At 71.6% G+C, this 20,177-nt stretch carries 14 protein-coding genes and 1 pseudogene; 9 read left to right on the top strand and 6 right to left on the bottom strand.

Features of this window, described 5'->3' with window-relative positions; all coding sequences use genetic code 11:
• Positions 1-137 precede the first annotated feature (137 nt).
• On the bottom strand, positions 138-1,250 hold the full coding sequence (locus ACIO3P_RS12350) for a LacI family DNA-binding transcriptional regulator (RefSeq protein WP_401793465.1): 1,113 nt from the start codon (positions 1,248-1,250) through the stop codon (positions 138-140).
• A gap of 395 nt (positions 1,251-1,645) precedes the next feature.
• Here ACIO3P_RS12350 and hisC point away from each other — a divergent pair, with 395 nt between their 5' ends.
• The 5 genes from hisC to ACIO3P_RS12375 all read left to right on the top strand — a co-directional run bounded on the left by hisC (position 1,646) and on the right by ACIO3P_RS12375 (position 11,158).
• Positions 1,646-2,725, top strand: coding sequence for a histidinol-phosphate transaminase (gene hisC / locus ACIO3P_RS12355; protein WP_329822859.1), 1,080 nt, complete (start codon positions 1,646-1,648; stop codon positions 2,723-2,725).
• A 446-nt stretch (positions 2,726-3,171) separates the two neighbouring features.
• Entirely contained in the window at positions 3,172-4,680 is a 1,509-nt protein-coding gene (locus ACIO3P_RS12360) for a cytochrome ubiquinol oxidase subunit I (RefSeq protein ID WP_329822860.1), read from the top strand.
• Between the two features lie 14 nt (positions 4,681-4,694).
• Positions 4,695-5,687: a cytochrome d ubiquinol oxidase subunit II gene (gene cydB / locus ACIO3P_RS12365; protein WP_329822861.1), complete on the top strand. Its 993-nt coding sequence runs from the start codon at positions 4,695-4,697 to the stop codon at positions 5,685-5,687.
• 55 nt (positions 5,688-5,742) lie between these two features.
• Positions 5,743-9,354 carry a thiol reductant ABC exporter subunit CydD gene (gene cydD / locus ACIO3P_RS12370; RefSeq protein WP_401849137.1) on the top strand — a complete coding sequence of 1,204 codons (3,612 nt, stop codon included), beginning with the start codon at positions 5,743-5,745 and terminating at the stop codon, positions 9,352-9,354.
• Between the two features lie 43 nt (positions 9,355-9,397).
• A complete protein-coding gene (locus ACIO3P_RS12375) occupies positions 9,398-11,158 on the top strand; it encodes a GAF domain-containing sensor histidine kinase (RefSeq protein ID WP_401849138.1) in 1,761 nt (586 codons plus the stop codon).
• A 22-nt stretch (positions 11,159-11,180) separates the two neighbouring features.
• Here the strand turns inward: ACIO3P_RS12375 and ACIO3P_RS12380 are convergent, their stop codons facing one another.
• Positions 11,181-12,053 (bottom strand): Cof-type HAD-IIB family hydrolase, encoded by an 873-nt coding sequence (locus ACIO3P_RS12380; RefSeq protein WP_329822864.1) that lies wholly within the window; start codon positions 12,051-12,053, stop codon positions 11,181-11,183.
• A gap of 164 nt (positions 12,054-12,217) precedes the next feature.
• Here ACIO3P_RS12380 and ACIO3P_RS12385 point away from each other — a divergent pair, with 164 nt between their 5' ends.
• The gene (locus ACIO3P_RS12385; protein WP_329822865.1) at positions 12,218-13,117 is read left to right on the top strand and encodes an LLM class flavin-dependent oxidoreductase; all 900 of its coding nucleotides are present in this window, start codon (positions 12,218-12,220) and stop codon (positions 13,115-13,117) included.
• A gap of 4 nt (positions 13,118-13,121) precedes the next feature.
• On the opposite strand, the gene ACIO3P_RS12390 is transcribed toward ACIO3P_RS12385, so the two are convergent.
• From ACIO3P_RS12390 to ACIO3P_RS12405, 4 genes and pseudogenes are all read right to left on the bottom strand, one after another.
• On the bottom strand, positions 13,122-13,724 hold the full coding sequence (locus tag ACIO3P_RS12390) for an RNA 2'-phosphotransferase (RefSeq protein ID WP_401849534.1): 603 nt from the start codon (positions 13,722-13,724) through the stop codon (positions 13,122-13,124).
• 188 nt (positions 13,725-13,912) lie between these two features.
• Complete coding sequence (locus ACIO3P_RS12395; RefSeq protein WP_401849140.1) at positions 13,913-14,860, bottom strand: metal-dependent hydrolase; 948 nt, start codon at positions 14,858-14,860, stop codon at positions 13,913-13,915.
• On the bottom strand, positions 14,857-16,737 hold the full coding sequence (locus ACIO3P_RS12400; protein WP_401849142.1) for an SDR family oxidoreductase: 1,881 nt from the start codon (positions 16,735-16,737) through the stop codon (positions 14,857-14,859). The genes ACIO3P_RS12395 and ACIO3P_RS12400 overlap by 4 nt, the downstream gene beginning before the upstream one ends.
• Positions 16,734-16,898 (bottom strand): annotated as a pseudogene (locus ACIO3P_RS12405) (Xaa-Pro aminopeptidase); the annotation flags it as partial. The pseudogene ACIO3P_RS12405 and the gene ACIO3P_RS12400, both read right to left, overlap by 4 nt.
• Positions 16,899-17,295: 397 nt before the next feature.
• Between ACIO3P_RS12405 and ACIO3P_RS12410 the strand changes: the two are divergent.
• From ACIO3P_RS12410 to ACIO3P_RS12420, 3 genes are read left to right on the top strand one after another with little or no spacing between them, the layout of a single operon-like run.
• On the top strand, positions 17,296-18,339 hold the full coding sequence (locus tag ACIO3P_RS12410; RefSeq protein ID WP_401849536.1) for an ABC transporter ATP-binding protein: 1,044 nt from the start codon (positions 17,296-17,298) through the stop codon (positions 18,337-18,339).
• Complete coding sequence (locus ACIO3P_RS12415) at positions 18,329-19,252, top strand: ABC transporter permease subunit (protein WP_401849143.1); 924 nt, start codon at positions 18,329-18,331, stop codon at positions 19,250-19,252. The genes ACIO3P_RS12410 and ACIO3P_RS12415 overlap by 11 nt, the downstream gene beginning before the upstream one ends.
• On the top strand, positions 19,249-20,160 hold the full coding sequence (locus ACIO3P_RS12420) for an ABC transporter ATP-binding protein (RefSeq protein ID WP_401849144.1): 912 nt from the start codon (positions 19,249-19,251) through the stop codon (positions 20,158-20,160). Before ACIO3P_RS12415 ends, ACIO3P_RS12420 begins: the two co-directional genes overlap by 4 nt.
• Positions 20,161-20,177 lie beyond the last annotated feature (17 nt).

Consider the following 20,177-nt stretch of genomic DNA (forward strand, 5'->3'; position numbering starts at 1 on the left):
GGCGTCGGTACGGAGGCGGTACGGCGTCGGTACGGAGGCGGTACGAAACGGGACGGAGGGCGGCAGCCGCCGATCCGCAGGTTCTGTACGGCGCCGGTGCGCGGGCGTACGGAACCTGCCGCCGCGTTCGGTGCCGGTCAGTCGCCCGCCGGGGAGCGGGGGGCGCTGACCGTGGTGCGCGGCGGGCGCCGCTGCGAGGAGGTCCGGATGATCAGCTCGGTCGGTATCACCTGCTCGACCGGCCGGTCGGTCTCGATCCCCTCGATGGCGTCGATGAGGAGCTGGATGACGGCGGTGCCGATCCGGCGCGGCTTCAGCGAGAGCGTGGTGACGGGCGGCTCGGTGGAGGCGTACACCGTGGACTCGCTGCAGCAGACGATCAGCAGGTCCTCCGGGACCCGCAGCCCGTACCGCCGGGCGGCGGCGAGCAGATCGGTGCCGTTGGGGTCGAAGAGGCCGTAGACGGCGTCCGGGCGGTCCGGACGGGCCAGCAGCCGGTCGGCGGCGACGGCCCCCGCACACGGGTCGTGGGCGGGGTAGGACTCGTAGACCGGGTCCTGGCCGACACGCTCGCACCAGCGCAGGTACGCGGTGGTGGAGAGCCGGGTGTACGTGTCCGTGGTGGTGCCGGTGAGCAGCCCGATACGGCGGGCTCCGGCGTCGGCGAGATGGTCGAGCAGGTCGAGGACGGCCGCCTCGTGGTCGTTGTCGACCCAGGCGGTGACGGGAAGGGTGCCCGCGGGCCGGCCGTCGGAGACGACGGGAAGGCCCTGGCGGACGAGTTCGGCGACGACGGGATCGTGGTCGGAGGGGTCGATGACCACGGTGCCGTCGAGGGCGACGTTCGCCCAGACGTCGTGGCGGGAGGTGGCGGGGAGGATGACGAGGGCGTAGCCGCGGGCGAGCGCGGCGGAGGTCGCGGCCCTGGCCATCTCGGCGAAGTAGGCGAACTCGGTGAAGGTGAAAGGTTCATCCCCGTACGTGGTCACGGTCAGGCCGATGAGCCCTGACTTGCCGGTACGGAGGGTTCGGGCGGCGGCGGACGGCCGGTAGCCGAGGCGCTCCGCTACTTCTCGGACATGGCTTCTGGTGGCGTCGGGTAACCGGCCCTTGCCGTTGAGCGCGTCCGAGACAGTCGTGATGGAGACACCGGCTGCGGCGGCGACGTCCCGGATGCCCGCCCGACTCTGCCGGCTTCCCCGGCGGGTTGTGTCCGTCCGGCTCACCTGGTGTTTCCCTGCTGCTGTCATGGCGAGCCGATAGTAGGGCTCGGGCGGGCGGTGGGGCCGGTCGCATATGCACCCGGCAGCAGGCACGTTTCTGCAAGACAGATCAGGGTCAACCTCCTTGGAAGCAGAGGGAGTTAATCGTTACTGCCATGGTCTCCTATGCAAGGAGCGGTCTGGACCTGTTGAGAGGCCCATGTTTCGAAGAGGTCTCAACTCACCTCTACGAGGGATGCGCGCCACGGCGTGAGCCACCGGCGCACGCCAGGTACGGAAGTGCTCCCCCCTTTTTTCTCACGGCGCCCGGAGTACGCGGCGGCCGTCCATCCTCATAGGGTGAGCAGGATTGACGGTGCGGGGACGGCACGGACGGTGCCGGACCGAGCGACCGACCGACGAACGGCCGAGGAGGACCCGCGGTGAGCGAGACGAGCCCCAAGCTGCGCGCCGAGCTGGACGGCATTCCGACGTACAAGCCGGGCAGGCCGGCCGCTGCGGGCGGGCCCGTCGCGTACAAGCTGTCCTCCAACGAGAACCCCTACCCCCCGCTGCCCGGGGTGATGGAGCAGGCGGTCTCGGCGGCCGGCGTCTTCAACCGCTACCCCGACATGGCCTGCACCGGGCTGATGAACGAGCTGGCCGACCGGTTCGGGGTGCCGGTCTCGCACCTGGCGACCGGCACCGGTTCCGTGGGCGTCGCCCAGCAGCTTCTTCAGGCCACCGCGGGCCCCGGCGACGAAGTCATCTACGCCTGGCGCTCCTTCGAGGCATACCCGATCATCACACAGATCTCGGGCGCGACCTCCGTCCCGGTGCCGCTGACGCCGGGCGATGTGCACGATCTGGACGCGATGGCGGACGCGATCACCGACCGGACCCGGCTGATCTTCGTCTGCAACCCGAACAACCCGACCGGCACGGTGGTGCGCGGGGCCGAGCTGGAACGATTCCTCGACCGGGTGCCGAGCGATGTGCTGGTGGTGCTGGACGAGGCGTACCGCGAGTTCAACCGGGACACGCTGGTGCCGGACGGCGTGGAGCTCTACCGCGACCGCCCGAACGTGGCCGTGCTGCGCACCTTCTCCAAGGCGTACGGGCTGGCCGGGCTGCGGATCGGGTTCGCCGTCGCGCACGAGCCCGTCGCCGCCGCGCTGCGGAAGACGGCGGTGCCCTTCGGGGTGAGCCAGATCGCGCAGGAGGCGGCGATCGCCTCGCTGCGCGCCGAGGACGAGCTGATGGGGCGCGTCGGCTCGCTGGTCGCCGAGCGCGAGCGGGTGTACGGGGGCCTGGTCGACCAGGGGTGGACCGTGCCCGTGACGCAGGCCAACTTCGTCTGGCTGCGGCTCGGGGAGCGCGCGCTGGACTTCGCGGCGGCGTGCGAGGCGGCGGGCGTGGTCGTACGGCCCTTCGCGGGCGACGGGGTACGGGTCACGATCGGCGAGGTCGAGGCGAACGACGTCTTCCTCCAGGCCGCGGCGGCGTTCCGCAAGGAGCTGTAGGTCAAGGAGCTGTGGGGAGCCGGAGGCTGTGGGGAGCCCGGGGGCCGTGGGGGCCCGGGGCTCTCGCTCGGTGCGTACACATGTTTCAGGGGTGGCCTCGCGGGGCCGCCCCTGACGCGTACCGGGCCCCGTTGGCGCGGGACCGGATCCGTACGGGGATCTGTACCGGGATCCGTGCCGGGGCCGTCCCGAGGCCGTGCCGGGGCCGTCCCGGGATCCGTACCGGTCCGTGCCGGGGCCCGTTCCGGAGCCCCGCGTCGTGGCCGTGCCGCGGGGGAGCGCCGTTGAGGGACCCCCCCCCGCGAAGATCCGGAAGGCTTGTGCGACATAATGCTTGTGAATGTGAACGCGTTCACAAGCTGGTCCGGTTCCAGGTGGTACGCCCCGGTCAAACCAGGCGTTCCGCCCCCTGCCGCAGGGACAGGCTTGATGTAAGGAGAGAAGACGTGGATCTCGCTCTGGCGCCGGAGACCCTGGCGCGCTGGCAGTTCGGCATCACGACCGTCTACCACTTCCTCTTCGTCCCCCTGACGATCTCGCTCGCCGCGCTCACCGCCGGGTTGCAGACCGCGTGGGTCCGCACGGAGAACCCGAAGTACCTCAGGGCCACCAAGTTCTGGGGCAAGCTTTTCCTGATCAACATCGCGATGGGTGTGGTCACCGGCATCGTGCAGGAGTTCCAGTTCGGCATGAACTGGTCCGACTACTCGCGCTTCGTCGGTGATGTCTTCGGCGCCCCGCTCGCCTTCGAGGCGCTGATCGCCTTCTTCTTCGAGTCCACCTTCATCGGGCTGTGGATCTTCGGCTGGGACAAACTGCCGAAGAGGATCCATCTGGCCTGCATCTGGATGGTCTCGATCGGCACGATCCTCTCCACGTACTTCATCCTGGCGGCCAATTCCTGGATGCAGCACCCGGTCGGCTACCGGATCAACAAGGAAGCGGGACGGGCCGAGCTCACCGACTTCTGGCGGGTTCTCACCCAGGACACCGCGGTCACCCAGTTCTTCCACACCCTGACCGCCGCCTTCCTCGTCGGTGGCGCCTTCATGGTCGGCATCGCGGCCTTCCACCTCCTGCGCAGGAAGCACATCCCCGTGATGCGCACCTCGCTGCGCCTCGGACTGATCACCGTCGTCGTCGCGGGCCTGCTCACCGCCGTCAGCGGCGACACCCTCGGCAAGGTCATGTTCAAGCAGCAGCCGATGAAGATGGCCGCAGCCGAGGCCCTGTGGGACGGCGAGGGGCCCGCACCGTTCTCCGTGTTCGCCTACGGGGACGTCGACAAGGGCCACAACGACGTCGCCATCGAGATCCCCGGACTCCTCTCCTTCCTCGCCAACAACGACTTCTCCTCGCACGTCCCCGGCATCAACGACGTGAACAAGGCCGAACAGGAGAAGTACGGCCCCGGCGACTACCGGCCCAACATCCCCGTCGCCTACTGGGCCTTCCGCTGGATGATCGGCTTCGGCATGGCGTCCTTCGGCATCGGCCTGCTCGGACTCTGGCTCACCCGCAGGAAGTTCCTGCTGCCACCCGCCCTGCGGACCGGCGAGGACGAAGTCCCCCACCTCGTCCTCTTCCGCAACAAGGCGCTCAGCCCCAAGTTCGCCAGGTGGTACTGGATCACCGCCCTCTGGACGCTGCTCTTCCCGCTGATCGCCAACTCCTGGGGCTGGATCTTCACCGAGACGGGCCGCCAGCCCTGGGTGGTGTACGGAGTGCTGCGCACCGCCGACGCCGTCTCCCCCGGTGTCTCCCAGGGCGAGGTGATCGCCTCGATGACCGTCTTCACCCTGCTGTACGCGGTCCTCGCGGTCGTCGAGGTCAAGCTGCTCGTGAAGTACGTGAAGGCCGGGCCTCCGGAGCTCACCGAGGACGACCTCAACCCGCCCACCAAGATCGGCGGCGACCACGCGGACGCCGACCGGCCGATGGCCTTCTCGTACTGAGGAGTTGAGGAGCTATGCACCTTCACGACGTCTGGTTCGTGCTGATCGCCGTCCTCTGGACCGGCTACTTCTTCCTCGAAGGGTTCGACTTCGGCATCGGGGTCCTGACCAAGCTGCTGGCCCGCGACCGTAAGGAGCGCCGGGTCCTCATCAACACCATCGGGCCCGTCTGGGACGGCAACGAGGTCTGGCTGCTGAGCGCCGCCGGAGCCACCTTCGCGGCCTTCCCCGACTGGTACGCCACCCTCTTCTCCGGCTTCTACCTGCCGTTCCTGCTCGTCCTGGTCTGTCTGATCCTGCGCGGCGTCGCCTTCGAGTACCGGTCCAAGCGGCCCGAGGAGAGGTGGCAGCGCAACTGGGAGCACACCATCTTCTGGACCTCCCTGATCCCCTCCCTCATGTGGGGCTTCGTCTTCGGCAACCTCGTGCACGGCGTGAAGATCGACGCGGACATGGAGTACGCGGGCAACCTCGCGGATCTGCTGAACCCGTACGCACTGCTCGGCGCGCTGGTGACGCTGGCCCTCTTCACCTTCCACGGCACGGTGTTCGCCGCGCTCAAGACGGTGGGGGACATCCGGGCCAGGGCCCGGAAGCTGGCGCTCGGCCTGGGAGCCGTCACCGCCGTGCTGGCGATCGGCTTCCTGGCCTGGACCCAGGCGGACAGCGGCGACGGGGCGAGCCTGGTAGCGGCGATCGTCGCCGTGGCCGCGCTGGTGATCGCGATCGGGGCCGTCGCGGTGGGGCGCGAGGGCTGGTCCTTCGTCTTCTCCGGGGTGACCGTCGTCGCGGTGGTCGCGATGCTCTTCCTGACGCTGTTCCCGAACGTCATGCCGTCCTCGCTGAACGAAGCGTGGAACCTGACGGTGACGAACGCCTCCTCCACCCCGTACACCCTGACGATCATGACCTGGTGCGCGGGGATCGCGACCCCTGTCGTGCTGCTCTACCAGGGCTGGACGTACTGGGTGTTCCGCAAGCGGATCGGGACTCAGCACATCGCGTAGCGGGTCCGGAGACAGCAGTGGTCGTAGGCCGTAGCGGCAGTAAGGGGTGTTTCACGTGAAACCAATCGATCCGCGTCTGCTCCGGTACGCCCGTGCCACCCGTCTCTTCCTGGTGGCCGTGGTGGTGCTCGGGGTGGCGGGAGCGGCGCTGGTGATCGCCCAGGCGATGCTGATCGCCGAGGTGGTGGTCGGTGCCTTCCAGCGTGGGTACGACGGCTCCGACCTGCGTACTCCCCTGCTGCTGCTCGCCGCGGTCGCCGTCGGACGCGCCCTGGTCTCCTGGCTGACCGAGCTGGCCGCCCACCGGGCGAGCGCGGCGGTCAAGTCCGAGCTGCGCGGGCGGCTGCTGGAGCGGGCCGCCGAGCTGGGTCCCGGCTGGCTCGGTGGCCGGCGCACCGGTTCGCTGGTCGCGCTGGCCACCCGGGGGATCGACGCGGTGGACGACTACTTCGCCCGTTACCTGCCGCAGCTCGGGCTCGCGGTGGTGGTGCCCGTGGCGGTGCTCGCGCGGATCGTCACCGAGGACTGGATCTCGGCCGCAGTGATCGTGGTGACCCTTCCGCTCATCCCGATGTTCATGATCCTCATCGGCTGGGCCACCCAGTCCCGGATGGACCGGCAGTGGCGGCTGCTGTCCCGGCTGTCCGGTCACTTCCTGGACGTGGTCGCCGGACTGCCGACCCTCAAGGTCTTCGGCCGGGCCAAGGCCCAGGCCGAGTCGATTCGTACGATCACCTCCGAGTACCGCCAGGCCACCCTGCGCACCCTGCGGATCGCCTTCCTGTCGTCGTTCGCGCTGGAACTGCTCTCGACACTGTCGGTGGCGCTCGTCGCCGTCGGCATCGGGATGCGCCTCGTCCACGGGGACCTCGACCTCTACACCGGGCTGGTGATCCTCGTGCTCGCGCCCGAGGCGTATCTGCCGATCCGGCAGGTCGGGGCGCAGTACCACGCGGCGGCCGAGGGGCTCTCCGCCGCCGAGGAGATCTTCGCGGTCCTGGAGACGGAGCCCGCGACGCGCGGTACGGGGGAGGTGCCGGGCACGCCGCGGCTGGAGCTGGACGGCGTGACGGTCCGCCACCAGGGCCGTACGGAGCCCTCGCTGGACGCGATCACCCTGACCGTCGAGCCGGGGGAGACCGTCGCCCTGGTCGGCCCGAGCGGCGTCGGGAAGACCACGCTGCTCCACACGGTGCTCGGATTCACCGCACCGGACGAGGGCCGGATACGGGTCGACGGCCGGGACCTCGCCTCCCTCGACCCGGAGCGCTGGCACGAGACCATCGCCTGGGTCCCCCAGCAGCCGTACCTCTTCGCCGGGACGATCGCCGAGAACGTACGGCTGGCCCGTCCCGACGCGGACGACACGGCCCTGGACGCCGCGCTGCGCGAGGCGGGCGCGTACGACTTCGTCACGGCGCTCCCCCAGGGCACGGACACCGCGCTCGGCGAGGACGGCGCCGGGCTCTCGGCCGGGCAGCGCCAGCGGCTCGCGCTGGCCCGCGCCTTCCTCGCCGACCGGCCGCTGCTGCTCCTGGACGAGCCGACCGCGGCGCTCGACGGCGAGACGGAGGCGGGCATCGTCGAGGCGGTACGGCGGCTGGCGGCGGGCCGTACGGTCCTGCTGGTCGTCCACCGGCCGGCGCTGCTCGCGGTGGCGGACCGGGTGATCACGCTTCCGGAGCGGCCGGAGCGGCCGGAGCGGCCGGAGCGGCCGGAGCGGCCGGTGGGAGGGCGCCTGGACGCGGTGGAGCGTACGGGGACGGCGGAGCCCGCGGAGGCGGAGGCGGCCACCCTGATCACCGCCCCCGACGCGGGGAGCCAGGAGGGCACCCTCGGCAGCGGTGCGGTTCCGACGCCCCGGAGCCCGCTCGCGCGGATGCGGGAGGCCGCCGGAACGCTGCGCGGACGCTTCGCCCTGGCTCTGGTCCTCGGAAGCTGCGCCCTCGGCTCGGCCGTCGGCCTCATGGCCGTCTCCGGCTGGCTGATCTCGCGCGCCTCCGAACAGCCCCCGGTGCTCTATCTGATGGTCGCGGTCACCGCGACCCGCGCCTTCGGCATCGGCCGCGCCGTGTTCCGGTACGCCGAGCGGCTCGTCTCGCACGACGCGGTGCTCAGGATGCTCGCGGACCTCAGGGTCTCCGTGTACCGGAGGCTGGAGCGCGTCGCGCCCGCCGGGCTGCGTACGACACGGCGCGGGGATCTGCTCTCGCGGCTCGTCGCGGACGTGGACGAACTCCAGGACTACTGGCTCCGGTGGCTGCTCCCGGTCGGCAGCGCGCTGCTCGTCTCCCTGGGCGCCGTCGGCTTCACCGCCTGGCTGCTGCCCGAGGCGGGCGCCGCCCTGGCCGTCGGACTGCTCGCCGCCGGAGTGGGCGTACCGCTGCTGAGCGGCGTGTGCGCCCGCCACGCCGAGCGGCAACTGGCCCCGGCGCGCGGGCTGCTGGCCACCCGGATCGTCGATCTGCTCAGGGGCACCGCGGAGCTGACCGTCGCGGGCGCGCTGCGCGGCCGGCTGCGCCGGGTGCGGGCGGCCGACGCGACACTGACGTCGATCGCCTCGCGCAGTGCCGGCGCCCAGGCGCTGGGCGCCGGGCTCACCGCCCTGATCTGCGGCCTGACCGTGGCCGTCGCCGCGTTCCTGGGCGTCCAGGCCGTGCACGCGGGACGGCTCGCGGGCGTCGAACTGGCCGTGATCGTGCTGACCCCGCTCGCCGCGTTCGAGGCGGTCACCGGACTGCCGCTCGCCGTGCTCCACCGGCAGCGGGCCCGCCGCAGCGCCGAGCGGGTGTGCGAGGTGCTGGACGCGCCCGTCCCCGTACAGGAGCCGGAACATCCCGCGCCCGCGCCCGCGTCGCCGTTCCCGCTGGAGGTGCGCGGGCTGTCCGCGCGCTACGCGGGGCAGCGCCGGGACGCGCTCGCGGGCTTCGATCTGACGCTGACCGCCGGAAAGCGCGTCGCCGTCGTCGGCCCCTCGGGCTCGGGCAAGACCACCCTCGCCCAGGTGCTGCTGCGCTTCCTGGACGCCCGCGAGGGAAGCTGCCGCATGGGCGGCGGTACGGACCGTGGTGCTGATGGCGGTACGGACCTGGCCGCGCTCGACGGCGACACCGTACGGCGTCTCGTCGGGCTCTGCGCCCAGGACGCCCACCTCTTCGACAGCTCCGTACGCGAGAACCTGCGGCTCGCCCGTACGGACGCCGACGAGGACGCACTGCGTGACGCGCTGCGCCGGGCCCGGCTGCTCGACTGGGTCGACGCGCTGCCCGACGGGCTCGACACCCTCGTCGGGGAGCACGGCGCCCGGCTCTCCGGCGGCCAGCGCCAGCGCCTGGCCCTGGCCCGCGCGCTCCTCGCGGACTTCCCCGTGCTGATCCTGGACGAGCCCGCCGAACACCTCGACCTGGCGACCGCCGACGCGCTGACCGCCGATCTGCTGGCGGCGACCGAGGGGCGGACGACGCTGCTCATCACCCATCGGCTGCGGGGACTGGACACGGTCGACGAGGTGATCGTGCTGGACGAGGGCCGCACCGTACAGCGCGGTCCTTACGGTGAACTCGCCGCAACCGAGGGGCCGCTGCGGCGGATGCTGGAGCGGGAACGGACCGGCGATCTGCTCGGCACGGCAGCGACGGCACCCGCCGCCGCCCTCGCGACGCACTGAATCCGACTTTCGGTGTGAAATACCCCTTACTACTCTCGGATTCATGGACGAGCCCGAACCCCTGGACCCGTTGGATCCCCTCGATCCCCTGGAAGCGGCCGCCCTCGCGGCCGGCAGCGTGGAGGGGCTCTCCGCCGAGACCACCGCGCGGGTCCCGCAGCTTCTGGAGGCGATGTGCTCCGTCGGCGCGGGGCGCGGGCTGCACGCCACGCTCGACCGGATCTGCGCGACCGCCGCCGAACTCGTCGGCGCCCGGTACGCGGCGATCGGCGTCGTCGACGAACAGGGCAAGGGCCTCTCCGACTTCGTCACGTACGGAGTCGACGAGGACACGGCACGGCGGATCGGCCACCGGCCCGACGGGCACACCGGACTCCTCGGCGCGCTGATCCGGCACCCCGAACCGATCCGGCTCGCCGATCTGACGACCGACCCGCGCGCGGCCGGATTCCCGCCGGGACACCCCCCGATGCGTACGTTCCTCGGCGTCCCGGTCCCGGGGCAGGGCGAGATCTTCGGCAACCTCTATCTCGCCGGGAAGACCGCGGGGGAGGCGGAGTTCAGCGAGCACGACCTGCAGATGGTGCGCGTCCTGGCCACCGAGGCGGGCATCGCCATCGGCAACGCCCGGCTGTACGAGGCGGCCCGGCAGCGTGAACGGTGGATCGACGGCTCGGTCGCCGTCACCACCGCGCTCCTCTCCGGGGGCTCCACCGAGGACGCGCTCACCGTCGTCGCGGAACAGGCCCGCCGCCTCTCGGGCTCGGCGATGGCCTCGGTGATGCTCCGTACGCCCCACGGCGAACTGGAGATCGTCGCGGTCTCCGCCGACCACCCCCGCGTCACCACCGGCCATCTCATCCCGGCCGAGAGCCCCGCCGCAGCGGCTCTGCTCGCGGGCGAGGACGTCCTCGTGGAGGACGCCCGCACCGACCCGCGCGTGATCACCGAGATGGCCTCGCGGTACGGCCCGATCATGCTGCTGCCGCTGCGCACCGACGGCCGGGTGCTCGGCGCGCTCGTCATGCCGCGCGAGCGGGGCGCACGCGCCTTCGGTGACCGGGAGCGCACGCTGGCGGGCCAGTTCGCCTCACAGGCGGCGCTGGCGCTGATGATGGCGGGCGCGCAGCACGACCGGGAGCGGCTGGCCGTCCTGGAGGACCGCGACCGGATCGCCCGCGACCTCCACGACCTGGTGATCCAGCGGCTGCACGCCACCGGGATGATGCTGGAGAGCGCCCAGCGCGGCACGGTCGCACCCGAGGTCCACCAGGGCATCGACCAGGCCGTCGAGGCGCTGGACGTGACGATCCAGGAGATCAGGGCGGCCATCTTCGCGCTCCAGCAGGGTCCGGCGGAGGCCCCTTCGGGGGTACGGACGCGGGTCCTGCGGGAGATCAACATGGCGGCGGTGCCGCTGGGCTTCACCCCCGCGCACCGCTTCGTCGGCCCGGTCGACGCGGCTGTGGGCGAGCCGTACGGGAAGAACCTGATCGCCGCGCTCCGGGAGGCCCTGTCCAACGCCTTCCGCCACGCGCGCGCGTCCCGTATCGAGGTGGTGGTGGACGCGACCGTACGGCTCGCCGACGGCCGGAGGGCGGTGCGGCTGACCGTCGCGGACGACGGGATCGGCATCCCGGCCGGCGGGCGGCGCAGCGGGCTGCGCAACCTCCGGAGGCGGGCCGAGGCGCTGGGCGGGTCGAGCTGGTCCGAGGCGGGACTCGGCGCCGGGGAAGGAGAAGGAGGGGTGGGAGAGGCGGAAGGTACCCGAGGGGCGGCGGTGATCTGGGAGGTGCCGCTGTGAGCGCGGACCGCCCGGTGGGGTTCTACAGGCGGGCCAGGATCTGTTCGATGACGACCGCGACGCCGTCCTCGTTGTTGGTGACGGTACGGCCGGACGCGGCGGCCAGGACGTCCGGGTGCGCGTTGCCCATCGCGTACGACGTGCCCGCCCAGGTCAGCATCTCCAGGTCGTTGGGCATGTCACCGAAGGCGACGACCTCGTCGGAGGAGATGGAGCGTTCGGCGCAGCAGAGGGCGAGCGTGCTCGCCTTGCTCACGCCCAGGCCGCTGATCTCCAGGAGCGCGGTCGGGCTGGAGCGGGTGAGGGTGGCGCGGTCGCCCGCCACCGTACGGGCGAGGGCGAGGAAGCCGTCCGGGGTGAGCTCGGGGTGGTGGGCGAGCAGCTTCAGTACGGGGGCGGGGTCGCCGTCGTCCGTCCCCAGGGAGCGCAGGAGCTTCTCGGCGGTGGCGATGGTCGCGCCCGGGTCCTGGACGAAGGCCGGATACGTCGGCTCGTAATTGATGCCGGTCGTCTGCTCGACCGCGAAGGTCGTCCCGGGGGCGGCGTCGCGCAGGGCTCCCACGACGTCCAGGGCGACCGCCCGGTCCAGCGGGCGGGCCGTGAGCAGCTTGCCGCCGGAGTGCAGATCGACCACCGCGGCGCCGTTGGCGCAGATCGCCATGCCGTGGCCGTGCACATGGGCGCTGACGACATCCATCCAGCGGGCCGGCCGTCCGGTGACGAAGAAGACCTCGATGCCGGCCTCCTCGGCGCGTTCGAGCGCGGCGATCGTACGGTCCGAGACGGACTTGTCGTCGCGCAGCAGGGTGCCGTCCAGATCCGTGGCGATCAGCCGGGGCCGGGCGGGGAGCGGGGAGGTGTCGGGGGCGGGGACGGATCCACGGGTCGAGGTCACCGGGCCATTCTCACGTACGGGCGCGCACGGGCGGGCGGAGGGGCGCACGTTTGAGCCGTGCGCCGGTGTCCGTCGGTGTTCGCCGGTGATCCGCCGGTGTCCGCGGTGTTCGCCGGTGATCCGACGGTGTCCGTCGGGCGGACCCGGCCCGTATCGTCGCGGTCATGCGTCTGAGTACTGTGATTCTTCCCGTCCGTCGCTGGCACGACGGTGGCCGTGACGAGTGGCTGCGCGCCGAGCGGCTGGGCTTCCACACCGCGTACACCTACGACCATCTGTCCTGGCGGACCTTCCGGGACGGCCCGTGGTTCGGGGCGGTGCCGACCCTGACGGCCGCTGCCGCCGCGACCGGGCGGATCCGTCTCGGCACGCTCGTGACCTCGCCGAACTTCCGTCATCCGGTGACGCTCGCCAAGGAACTGCTCACGCTCGACGACGTGTCGGACGGCCGGATCACGCTGGGGATCGGCGCGGGCGGTACGGGGTTCGACGCCACCGCGCTGGGCCAGGAGCCGTGGTCGCCGCGGGAGCGCGCCGACCGGTTCGCCGAGTTCGTGCCGCTGCTCGACCGGCTGCTGACCGAGGACTCCGTGACGTACGAGGGGACGTTCTACTCGGCGGTCGAGGCCCGGGGCATCCCGGGGTGCGTGCAGCGGCCCCGGCTGCCGTTCGCGGTGGCGGCGACCGGGCCACGGGGGCTGAAGCTCGCCGCCCGGCACGGCCAGGCGTGGGTGACGACGGGGGATCCGAAGCTGTTCGAGACGGGGACGCCCGAGGAGTCGCGGGCGGCGATCCGCGGGCAGATCGACCGGCTCGGCGCGGCGTGCGAGGAGATCGGGCGGAAGGTGTCGGAGGTGGAGAAGGTCCTGCTGACCGGTTTCACGCCGGACCGGAACGGGCCGATGGAGTCGCTGGACGCGTTCGTGGACTTCGCGGGCCGCCACTTCGAGCTGGGGATCACCGAGATCGCGGTGCACGCACCCATCCCCGACTCGGACTTCGCCGCCGACCAGCGGGTGTTCGAGCGGATCGGCACGGAGGCGTTGGCTCAGCTCCGTCCCTGACGCGTCAGCCGGGGAGCCGCAGGTAGCGCGGGGGTACGGAGTCGGTGAGCCAGACGCCGTTCGCGCTGACGTGGAAGACCAGCCCGGCACGGTGCATCGCCCCCGCGTCCACCGACAGCACGACGGGCCGGCCGCGGCGGGCCCCGACCCGGGTCGCGGTCGCGCGGTCCGGCGAGAGATGCACATGGTGCCGGGCCATGGGGCGCAGGCCCTCGGCCCGTATCGCGTCGAGGGCGCGGGGCGTGGTGCCGTGGTAGAGGTACGCGGGCGGCTCCGCCGGCGCCAGCGCCAGGTCGACGGTGACGGTGTGGCCCTGGTTGGCCCGTATCCGGTCGCCGCTGTCCCCGCCGTGTCCGCTGTCGATGGTGAAACGGCGTTTGTCGTTGACGGCGACCACATGGTCGAGTTCGGCGCGGCTGATCCGGAAGCCGTGGGCGCCGGCCGCGCGGAGCAGCTCGTCGACCGTCACCCAGCCGTTGGGGTCGAGGGTGAGTCCGATCCGTTCGGGCTGGTGGCGCAGGTGCTTGGAGAGGTACTTCGACACCCTCACGGTGCGTCGCTCATCGGGGGCGCGGGGCGGGGCGGGTCGGTCGGGGGCGTTGCGCATCCGGTCAGCGTGCCGGGTGGTGGCGGAGGGGCGCCACCGGATTTTCAACTCGTCATGGTTCATAGGTTTGATCCACAGTCAACTTGACTTATCCACAGGCTATTTGGCGGTTCTGTGGACAACCACTAAGGCTTTTCAGGTCATTTGGCCAAAATGCCTCCCTTGTCCGTGGGTTGGTGTGACGGTGTTCAAGGGCCTTGCCTGAAGCCCCCGTTCACTGGGTTGACTGCCGCGCGCGCCGCCGGTGAGGACGCGAGATACGCCCCGGCCACGGCCGACGAACCCTCCCGCGAGGGGTGGTACGAGCGGCGCAAGTAGCGGGGTATGGCCGCGCCCAGCTCACCCCATCGCGGCAACAGCCCTCTCGCGACGGCCTTGTTGTGCGCACGCAGGGAGTAGCGCAGGCGGCCCGCGAGCCGTGGATCGTGCCGGATCAGATACGCGGCGCCCCACGCCCACATCCAGAGCAGGACGGGCACGGTGACGCACATCGTCCCGACCCGGCGGGCGTAGCGCAACGGGCCCGGGCCGCCGCAGTGTTCGTACAGGTCGAACGCCACGGAGCGGTGCTCGACCTCCTCCGCGCCGTGCCAGCGCAGCAGATCGAGCATCGTCCCGTCGGCACCCGCCCGGTCCAACGCCCCCGCGCGCAGCACCCAGTCGCCGAGGACGGCCGTGAACTGCTCGATCGCGGCGACGAACGCAAGCCGGTACAGCGGCCACCGCCCGGCCGGGAAGGGTATTCCCCAGGGCGGCTTGTCGCCGAGCAGCCGCTCGAAGACGAAGTCGACATGGCGCGTGTACGCCGCCGTGTCCAGCTTCTGCTCGGCGAGATGGTGCAGCACATAGGTGTGCTGCACGCTGTGGGTGGCCTCCTGGCCCATGAACCCCTTGACGTCCTTGAGCAGTTCGGGGTCGGTGATCAGCGGTAGGGCCTCCTTGAAGACCTTGACGAACCATCGCTCTCCCGCGGGCAGCAGCAGATGCAGCACATTGATGACATGGGTGGCGATCGGCTCGCCCGGTATCCAATGGAGCGGCGTCGCGCGCCAGTCGAAGGAGACCCGGCGCGGCACGATCGCGCGCTGCCCCCGCTGCCCCCGCTGTCCCTGTTGCTCCCGCTCCTCGGGGCTCACAGCGGTGGCTCCATCCGGGCGACGGCGCGCCGCGTCCGGGGTGCGATCCGCGACAGGAAGCGCGCGCCACGGGCCTCCGCGGTGACGGGTACGACGGCCTGGTTGCGGACGACGGCGCGCAGCACGGCGTCGGCGACCTTCTCGGGCGGGTAGCCACGCATCCCGTACAGCCGGGCGGTCTTCTTCCTGAGACGGTCCTCCTCCTCGGCGGAGGCGCCGGCGAAGTGCGCGGTGGAGGTGATGCCGGTGTTGACGAAGCCGGGGCAGATCGCGGTCACCCCGATGGACTTCCCGGCCAGTTCGGCGCGCAGGCACTCGCTGAGCATCAGCACGGCCGCCTTGGACGTGCCGTACGCGCTCAGCGCGCGGGAGGGCTGATAGGCCGCGGCGGAGGCGGTGTTGACGATATGGCCGCCCTGTCCGCGCTCCACCATCTGTCTGCAGAAGAGGCGGCAACCGTGGATCACGCCCCACAGATTGGTGTCCAGGACGTCCTTCCACTCCTCGGCGGTGGTGTCGAGGAAGGGCCCCGACAGGCCGATGCCCGCGTTGTTGACCAGGATGTCGACCGTGCCGTACCGCGCCGCGACCTTCTCGGCGAGCCGCTCCATGGCCGGTCCGTCGCCGACGTCGACGGTCTCGCTCCAGGCGTCCGGGGCGCCGATCAGCCTGGCCAGCTCCGCGGTTCTGGCCGCGCCGTCCCCGTCCCGGTCCACCGCCACGACCCGGGCGCCCGCCTCGGCGAACGCGAAGGCCACCGCCCGGCCGATCCCGCCGGCCGCGCCCGTGACCAGGACGAGCTGTCCGCCGAAACGCTCGGCGTACGGGCCGCTCGGCGCGGAGGCGGCGGCCCGCGGTTCGCCGTCCTCCTGGGCGAGGACGAAGTCCGCGATCCAAGCGGCCAGTTGGTCGGGACGGGTGCGGGGCGCCCAGTGCTTGGCGGGCAGCGAGCGCCGTACGAGCCGGGGCACCCACCGGTCCAGATCGTCGTAGAGCCGCTCGGAGAGGAAGGCGTCGTCGGTCGGCGTGACGAGCTGGACCGGCACGTGCGCGGTGGCGTCCGTACGCGGCCGGCGCAGCCGGGGGCGGACGTTGTCCCGGTAGAGCCAGACCCCGTGTGCCGCGTCCCGTGGCAGCGAGGAGGCCGGATAGCCGTCTCCGGGCATCTTCTCGATCCGCCGGACCATTGTGGGCCACCGCCTGCCGAGCGGTCCGCGCCAGGCCAGCTCCGGCAGGACGGGGGTGTGCAGCGCGTAGATGTACCAGGACCTGGCGCCCTGGCCGAGAAGCTGCGCCGCCCGGCGCGGGGTGGGCCGCCCCGCCCGCTCCTTGATCCAGTGGCCGAGATGGTCCAGGGACGGGCCCGACATGGAGGTGAACGAGGCGATACGGCCCGCGGTCCTGGCCACGGTGACGAACTCCCAGGACTGCACGGAACCCCAGTCGTGGCCCACGAGATGGACCGGCCGGTCCGGGCTCACCGCGTCCGCGACGGCCAGGAAGTCGTCCGTCAGCTTCTCCAGGGTGAAGCCGCCGCGGAGCGGGACCGGCGCCGTCGACCTGCCGTGGCCCCGTACGTCGTACAGCACCACGTGGAAGCGGTCCGTGAGCCGCCGGGCCACCTCCGACCAGACCTCCTTGCTGTCCGGGTAGCCGTGCACGAACAGCACCGTCGGCCGGGCCGGGTCACCCAGCTCGGCGACGCACAGGTCGACCCCGCCGGCACGCACCCAGCGCTCGCGCACCCCCGCCGACGCGGCGCGGTCCGCCGGCCCTTCGGCCCCCGTGTGTTCCCCGCCCCTCCCGGGCTCTCCGCCCGCCTCACGGTCCCTGCCCGCCTCACGGTTCCCGCAGGTCACGCGGTCGTCGTCCTTCATGCGGCCTCCGCCCAGCGCCGCACATGCGGCAGATCGTCATCCAGCCGGAACGCGCTCTCCACCGGGTCCCGGGAGCCGGTGACCACCAGGATCTCCTCGGACTCCGCGCCCGTACCCCGGAACCCGGGACGGGGCTCGACCGCCCACAGCCCCGCCCACGGCCCCGGCCGCAGCCGCGCGGCGACCTGCTCCGCGCACGCGTACGCCAGGCGCTGGACCTCCCTGAACCCCCGCGGCTCAGCGGCTTGTTCGTGGATCGACACCCTGCCGCCCCCTGTTCCGTGTGCGCTACGTGATCGTCCCGTGACACGACGAATGTGGCAACCGGCGGCGGCCGCGTCAAGCGAGCCGCTGTCCCTGTGGACAACCCGGCCCGGGGCCACGCTCCCCGGCCGCGCCGCCGCACCCCCTGGCCTCCCCTCCTCCTTGGGGCATGCCCCCTACGGGTCCGTACGACTGGAGACGGACACGGATACAGGCGCCAGGTCTGACGTCGTCCGTGGCCCGCGCCACTACCTTCGGATGGTGACGACTGTGATCGCGACCGAAAGCCTGAGCATGCGGTACCCCCGGGTGACCGCGCTCGACCGGCTCTCCCTGGACATCGGGCCTGGTGTGACCGGCCTGGTGGGCGCCAACGGAGCCGGTAAATCCACGATGATCAAGATTCTGCTCGGCCTGTCCCGTGCGACGGAGGGCCGGGCCGCCGTGCTCGGGCTCGACGTCGCCACCAGTGGCAGCGCCATCCGTGAGCGGGTCGGGTACATGCCCGAGCACGACTGCCTGCCGCCGGACGTCTCGGCCACCGAGTTCGTCGTCCACATGGCGCGCATGTCCGGGCTGCCGCCTACCGCGGCCCGTGAGCGGACCGCCGACACCCTGCGCCATGTCGGCCTCTACGAAGAGCGCTACCGCCCCATCGGCGGCTACTCCACCGGTATGAAGCAGCGAGTCAAACTCGCTCAGGCGCTGGTCCACGACCCGCAGCTCGTCCTCCTCGACGAGCCGACCAACGGTCTCGACCCGGTCGGCCGTGACGAGATGCTGGGCCTGATCCGCCGTGTCCACACCGACTTCGGCATCTCCGTCCTGGTCACCTCGCACCTTCTGGGCGAACTCGAACGCACCTGTGACCATGTCGTCGTCATCGACGGCGGCCGGCTGCTGCGCTCCAGTTCCACCAGCGACTTCACGCAGATCACCACGACCCTCGCGGTCGAGGTCACCGACACGGACGCGCATCCCGACGGAACGGGGGCGCTGCGCGACTCCCTCACCGCCGCCGGGGTCACGCTCCACTCGGGCACGGAGGAGGGGCTGCCGGGCGCGGGTCACATCCTGCTGATCGAGGCCACGGGCGAGGAGACGTACGACGTCGTCCGCGACACCGTCGCCGGGCTCGGCCTCGGACTCGTACGGATGGAACAGCGCCGCCACCACATCGCGGAGGTCTTCCGTCCGCGACCGGCCGCCGAGTCGGACCAGGCCCAGGGTCCCGACGAGGCCCAGGGTCCCGACCAGGCTCAGGGGCCCGACCAGGGTCAGAGCGCGGACCGGGCGGCGTACGCACTGCAGAAGGGAGGCGCCCGCGATGAGCGCTGAGACCGACGCCCGTACCGGTGCCCACAGCGGTACCGACCCCGGGTCCAGCCGGATCCACAACATCGGATACCGCGCGTACGAAGGGCAGCGGCTCGGCCGCGCCTACGCCCGCCGCTCCCTCTACTCGCAGACCCTGCGCGGCGCGTACGGACTCGGCCGGTCGGCCAAGTCCAAGGTCCTGCCGATGATCCTCCTCGCGGTGATGTGCCTGCCCGCGGCGATCGTCGTGGCGGTCGCCGTCGCGACGGACCTCAAGAGCCTGCCCATGGACTACACGCGCTACGCGATCTTCACCCAGGCGGTCATCGGCCTCTACCTCGCCGCGCAGGCGCCCCAGTCCGTCTCCCGCGATCTGCGCTTCAAGTCCATCCCGCTCTACTTCTCGCGCCCCATCGAGCGCGGCGACTACGTCCTCGCGAAGTTCGGCGCGATGGCCTCCGCCCTGCTCATCCTGACCGGCGTGCCGCTGCTCATCCTCTACGTCGGCTCGCTGCTGGCCTCGATGGACTTCGTCGAGCAGACCAAGGGGTTCGGCCAGGGGCTGGTGTCGGTGACGGTGCTCTCGCTCCTCTTCGGCGGGCTCGGCCTCGTCGTGGCCGCGCTCACGCCGCGCCGCGGGTTCGGTGTCGCCGGAGTGATCGCGCTGCTGACCATCTCCTACGGGGCCGTCTCCGTCCTCCAGGCGATCGCCTCCACCACGGACCGGACCGACGCCGTGCAGTGGATCGGCCTCTTCTCCCCCATCACGCTGATCGACGGACTCCAGACCGCGTTCCTCGGCGCCACGTCGTCCTTCCCCGGGGGCGCGGGCCCCTCGGCCGGGGTCGGCGTGGTCTATCTGCTGGCCGTACTCGCGCTCATCTCCGGCTCGTACGCCGTCCTCATGAGCCGTTACCGGAAGGTCGGGCTGTGACCACCATCAACATCGAGCACACCTCGCGCTGGTTCGGGAACGTGGTCGCCGTCAACGACGTGACCATGTCCATCGGCCCCGGCGTGACCGGCCTGCTCGGCCCCAACGGCGCGGGCAAGTCCACCCTCATCAACATGATGGCGGGCTTCCTCGCCCCCTCCACGGGCACCGTCACCCTCGACGGCGAGAAGATCTGGCGCAACGAGTCCGTCTACCGCCAGATCGGTATCGTGCCGGAGCGGGAGGGGATGTACGACTTCCTCACCGGCCTCGAATTCGTCGTCGCCAACGCCGAACTGCACGGCCTGGGCGCCAAGGCGGCCCGTGCCGCGCTCGCCACGGTCGAGATGGAGTACGCGCAGGACCGCAGGATCGGGACGTACAGCAAGGGCATGCGCCAGCGGGTGAAGATGGCGTCCGCGCTGGTCCACGACCCGTCGGTGCTGCTGCTCGACGAGCCGTTCAACGGCATGGACCCGCGTCAGCGCATGCAGCTCATGGAGTTGCTGCGGCGGATGGGCGCCACGGGCCGCACGGTTCTGTTCTCCTCCCACATCCTGGAGGAGGTCGAGCAGCTCGCCTCGCACATCGAGGTGATCGTGGCGGGCCGGCACGCCGCCTCCGGTGACTTCCGCAAGATCCGCAGGCTGATGACCGACCGGCCGCACCGCTATCTCGTACGGTCCAGCGACGACCGCGCGCTCGCCGCCGCCCTGATCGCCGACCCGTCGACGGCCGGCATCGAGGTCGACCTCGCCGAGGGCGCCCTGCGCATCCAGGCCGTCGACTTCGGCCGCTTCACCGAGTTGCTTCCGAAGGTCGCCCGCGAGCACTCCATCCGGCTGCTCACGGTCTCGCCCTCGGACGAATCCCTTGAGTCGGTCTTCTCCTACCTCGTAGCGGCCTGAGCGGCCTGAAAGGAGCT

The sequence above is a fragment of the Streptomyces sp. NPDC087310 genome (genome assembly GCF_044744405.1).
In the GTDB taxonomy this organism is placed as follows: domain Bacteria; phylum Actinomycetota; class Actinomycetes; order Streptomycetales; family Streptomycetaceae; genus Streptomyces.